Here is a 5,099-nt window from a genome sequence, read left to right as displayed (position 1 = left end):
CTGATCCAGCAACTGGCCGGTGTGGCGATGATCTGTGTCGGCGTTTACCTGATCATCGACGGCAACCTCAGCATGGGCGGCCTGGTGGCCTGCTACATGCTCAGCGGCCGCGCACTGGGCCCGCTGGGCCAGCTCAACGGGTTGCTGGCCCGCTATCAGCAGGCCAAGGTGACCATGGTCGCGACCGACCAGATGATGGAGCTCCCGCAGGAGCGCAACTTCGAGGAGCGTCCGCTCAGCCGACGCACCCTGCAGGGCGCGATCGAGTTCCGCGGCGTTGATTTCACTTATCCCAACCAGCAGAACCAGGCGCTCAAGGGCATCAACCTGACCATCCGCCCGGGCGAAAAGGTCGGCATCATCGGCCGCAGCGGCTCGGGCAAGAGCTCGCTGGCCAAGCTGATCGTCGGTCTGTACGAGTCGGCCAACGGTTCGCTGCTGGTCGACGGGGTGGACATCCGCCAGATCGACGTCAGCGAGCTGCGCCACAACATCGGCTACGTGCCGCAGGACATCCAACTGCTGGCCGGCACCTTGCGCGACAACCTGGTCAGCGGAGCACGCTACATCGAGGATCAACTCGTGCTGCAGGCCGCCGAGCTGTCAGGCGTACACGAATTCGCCCGTCTGCATCCGGACGGCTACGAGCTGCAGGTCGGTGAGCGTGGCCAGAACCTCTCCGGCGGCCAGCGCCAGAACGTTGCGCTGGGCCGGGCCCTGCTGCTCAATCCGCAGATCCTGCTGCTCGACGAACCGACCAGCGCCATGGACAACACCGGCGAAGAGCGCCTCAAGCAGCGCCTGCAGGCGGTGATCGAGAGCAAGACCGTGCTGCTCGTCACCCACCGGGCTTCGCTGTTGTCGCTGGTGGACCGCCTGATCGTCATCGATCGCGGGCAAATCGTCGCCGACGGCCCGAAAGCGGCTGTCATGGAAGCGCTGAAGAAGGGGCAGATCAGTGTTGCATAAGCTCGATATGGGACAGTTCAAGGACCACCTGAAACGGTACTTCAGGGGATCGGAATCGCTCGGCGGGCAGCCCTTGCCCGAGGTGAACAAGGCGCTGATCGAGGACGTCCCTCGAGTCGTCCGCCTGACCATCTGGGGCGTGATCGCGTTTTTCCTGTTCCTGATCGTCTGGGCCTCCTTTGCTCCCATCGATGAGGTCACGCGAGGCGAGGGCAAGGCTGTCCCCTCGTCACGGGTGCAGAAAGTCCAGAATCTGGAGGGTGGCATCGTTGCCGAAATCTTCGCCAAAGAGGGAGAGATCGTCGAGGTCGGTGAACCACTGCTGCGCCTGGACGAAACCCGCTTTGCCTCCAATGTCGGCGAAACCGAGGCCGACCGCCAGGCCATGGCGCTGCGCGTCGAGCGCCTGAGCGCCGAGGTCGAGAGCGTGCCACTGAAAATTCCTGAGGATCTGCGCACCGCTGCCCCCAGCCAGGCGGCCAACGAAGAATCGCTGTACCAGAGCCGCCGTCAGCAGTTCCAGGATGAAATCGGCGGCCTGGAGCAGCAACTGGTGCAGCGTCAGCAGGAACTGCGCGAGTTCAATTCCAAGCGCGCCCAGTACGCCAATGGTCTGCAGCTGTTGCGACAGGAAATTGCCATGTCCGAGCCTCTGGTGGCCAGGGGCGCCATCTCCCAGGTGGAGATCCTCAGGCTAAGGCGATCGGAGGTGGAAAACCGTGGCCAGCTGGACGCCACGGCTCTGGCGATTCCCCGTGCCGAGGCGGCCATAAAGGAAATCCAGAGCAAGATCGAGGAAACCCGCGGCAAGTTCCGCAGCGACGCACTGACCCAGCTCAACGAAGCGCGTACCGAACTGAACAAGGCCACGGCCACCGGCAAGGCGCTGGATGACCGGGTCAATCGCACCCTGGTCACCTCACCGGTACGGGGGATCGTCAAGCAGTTGCTGGTCAACACCGTGGGCGGTGTCATCCAGCCTGGCAGCGATATCGTCGAGATCGTGCCCATGGACGACACCCTGGTGATCGAGGCGAAGATCCTGCCCAAGGACATCGCCTTCCTGCACCCGGGGCAGGAGGCCACGGTGAAGTTCACCGCGTATGACTACACCATCTACGGTGGGCTCAAGGCCAAGCTGGAACAGATCGGCGCCGATACCATCACCGATGAAGACAAGAAGACCACTTACTACCTGATCCGACTTCGCACCGACAGCAGCCATCTCGGTTCCGACGAGAAACCCTTGCAGATCATCCCCGGCATGGTCGCCACGGTCGACATCCTGACCGGCAAGAAGACCATCATGAGCTACCTGCTCAAGCCGATCATGAAGGCGCGTTCCGAGGCACTGCGTGAGCGGTGACCTGCACCCGTGATCGTCCGAGATGCATGCCATTCAGGGTGGGGATTCCATGGTGCATGGCAACCCCTGTGGAAGATTCCATGGTGCATGGCAATCCCTGTGGGAGCCGGCCTTGTGCCGCGATGGGGCGCGAAGCGGCCCCAGAATCGAACGGGCGCTGCAAAGGACAGTTGACTGCATTCGGTGTCCCCTGCCACTGCCGCACAACACGGCAACCCTGCGCCCCGGCGAGGGCTTCGCCCTCGTTTCGCGTCACAAGGCACACTCCCATAGGGCCCGGCTACGCCGGGCCGGGGACTGTGATTACCTCGGTAGAAGACAGTTGCTCCCACAGGGCCCGGCGATGCTTACCTTGGATGGAAGACAGTTGCCACAAAGAGTTGCGGTGCACCCTGGAATCTCCCGCAGGTACACCACTGTCTTCATGGCCTAACGCTCGCGCAGCGCCTCGGACCGCGCCTTCATGATCGGCTTGAGCAGATAGCTCATGATGGTCTTCTTGCCTGTCAGGATGTCGACCGTGGCCACCATGCCGGGGATGATCTGCAACGGCTTCTCATCAGTGCCCAGGTGACTGCGGTCGGTACGCAGCCGGATCAGGTAGTAGGTGGTCTTCTTGTCCTCGTCGGTGATGGTATCGGCACCAATCTGCTCCAGCTTGGCCTTGAGCCCACCGTAGATGGTGTAGTCATACGCGGTGAACTTGATCGTCGCCTCTTGCCCCGGGTGCAGGAAGGCGATGTCCTTGGGCAGGATCTTGGCCTCGATCACCAGGCTGTCATCCAAGGGCACGATCTCGACAATGTCGCTGCCCGGCTGGATAACCCCGCCCACCGTGTTGACCAGTAGCTGCTTGACGATCCCGCGCACCGGCGAGGTGACCAAGGTGCGGTTGACCCGGTCGTCCAGCGCCTTGCCGGTGGCCGTGGCCTTGTTCAATTCGGTACGCGCTTCGTTGAGCTGGGTCAGGGCCTCGCTGCGGAACTTGCCGCGGGTTTCCTCGATCTTGCTCTGCACTTCCTTGATCGCCGCTTCGGCGCGAGGAATCGCCAGGGTAGTGGCGTCCAGCTGGCCACGGCTCTCCACCTCGGAACGGCGCAGGCGCAGCACTTCAACCTGGGAAATCGCGCCCTGAGCCACCAAGGGCTCGGACATGGCGATTTCCTGGCGCAGCAGCTGCAGGCCATTGGCGTACTGGGCACGCTTGGAGGTGAACTCGCGCAACTCCTGCTGACGCTGCACCAGTTGCTGCTCCAGGCCGCCAATTTCGTCGTGCAGCTGCTGGCGGCGGCTCAGGTACAGCGACTCTTCGTTGGCCGTCTGGCTTGGGGCGACCTTGCGGATTTCGTCGTCGATCTTCAAGGGCCGGCCTTCGACCTCGGCACTCAGGCGCTCGACGCGCAGCGCCATGGCCAGACGGTCGGCCTCGGTCTCGCCGACGTTGGAGGCGAAGCGGGTTTCGTCCAGGCGCAGCAACGGCTCGCCCACTTCGACAATTGCCCCTTCCTTGGCGAAGATCTGCGCGACGATACCGCCTTCCAGGTTCTGGATTTTCTGCACCTTGGACGACGGGATCGCCTTGCCCTCTCCTCGCGTGACCTCATCGATCGGCGCGAAGCTGGCCCAGATGATCAGGAACGCGAAGAATGCGATAACGCCCCAGATGGTCAGGCGCACGATGCGCGGGGCATCTTCGATCAGCGCCTTGTTGACCTCGGGCAGCGGTTGTCCGCTGAGTGAATCGGAGCCTTTGAAGTAGCGGCGGACGCCCTCCTTGAAGCGCCCTGCATCAAGCTTACGCAACACTGATCTGCCCCTTCTTCAGCGCTTCCATGACGGCCGCTTTCGGGCCGTCGGCGACGATCTGTCCGCGATCGATGACGATCAGGCGGTCCACCAACGACAACAACGACGCCCGGTGCGTGACCAGCAGTACGGTCTTGCTCTCGACCACCGCCTGCAGGCGCTGCTTGAGCCGCTCTTCGCCGGTGTTGTCCATGGCGCTGGTCGGCTCGTCGAGCAGCAGGATCTGTGGATTGAGCAGCAAGGCGCGACCCAGGGCCACGTTCTGGCGCTGACCGCCGGAGAGGTTTTGTCCGCGTTCACCCACCTGCAGCTCGTAACCGTCCGGGTGCAGGCGAGCGAATTCATGCACGCCCGACAGCTCGGCCGCTTGCAGCACCAGTTCGTCCTCGATGTAGCGGGCACCGCTAACCAGGTTGTCGCGCAAGGTGCCAGCCAGCAGCTGGATGTCCTGCGGCACATAGCCGATGTTGTGGCGCAATTCGCTGACGTCGATCTGGCGAATATCCACACCGTCGACCAGCAACGAGCCATTGGCCGACTCGTAAAGACCGACGATCAGCTTGGCCAGCGAGCTCTTGCCCGAGCCACTGCGGCCAATGATGCCGACCTTTTCGCCCGGACGGATGGTCAGGTTGATGCCCTTGAGCGCCTGGTTCTGCTGGTTCGGGTAGGTAAAGTCGACGCCACGGAACTCAATGGCGCCCTGCAGGGTGCGACGGCTGAGCGGACGCTCCTCGAAGTTGCGCTCCTGCGGGAGTTCCATCATCTGGTCGGTCGCGACCATGGTCACCTTGGCCTGCTGATAGCGGGCCAGCAGCCCGTTGAGCTGGCCCAGCGGGCCCAGTGCGCGGCCGCTGAGCATGTAGCAGGCCACCAGGCCGCCCATGCTGAGGTTGCCGTCGATGATCAGGTAAACGCCGACACAGATCATCGCCACACCGGCCAGTTGCTGGATCAG

4 protein-coding genes are annotated in these 5,099 nt (G+C 63.1%); 2 read left to right on the top strand and 2 right to left on the bottom strand.

All coding sequences use genetic code 11. The features are described from left to right. The coding region (locus tag VJS90_RS13470; RefSeq protein WP_324122147.1) for an ATP-binding cassette domain-containing protein at positions 1-969 on the top strand (969 nt) is incomplete at its 5' end. A gap of 7 nt (positions 970-976) precedes the next feature. Next, the gene (locus tag VJS90_RS13465; RefSeq protein ID WP_324122148.1) at positions 977-2,335 is read left to right on the top strand and encodes an HlyD family type I secretion periplasmic adaptor subunit; all 1,359 of its coding nucleotides are present in this window, start codon (positions 977-979) and stop codon (positions 2,333-2,335) included. Positions 2,336-2,764: 429 nt separating this feature from the next. Here VJS90_RS13465 and VJS90_RS13460 read toward each other — a convergent pair whose 3' ends face one another. Together VJS90_RS13460 and VJS90_RS13455 are read right to left on the bottom strand one after the other, a co-directional pair. Then, positions 2,765-4,141, bottom strand: coding sequence for an HlyD family type I secretion periplasmic adaptor subunit (locus tag VJS90_RS13460; protein ID WP_324122146.1), 1,377 nt, complete (start codon positions 4,139-4,141; stop codon positions 2,765-2,767). Continuing rightward, positions 4,131-5,099 (bottom strand): ATP-binding cassette domain-containing protein (locus tag VJS90_RS13455; RefSeq protein WP_324122145.1); only part of this gene is annotated, 969 nt, incomplete at its 5' end. The genes VJS90_RS13455 and VJS90_RS13460, both read right to left, overlap by 11 nt.

The sequence above is a fragment of the Pseudomonas sp. genome, assembly GCF_035277045.1.
In the GTDB taxonomy this organism is placed as follows: domain Bacteria; phylum Pseudomonadota; class Gammaproteobacteria; order Pseudomonadales; family Pseudomonadaceae; genus Aquipseudomonas.
The sequence above is the reverse complement of the archived record's forward strand: the minus strand, read 5'-3'. Positions and strand labels throughout refer to the sequence as shown.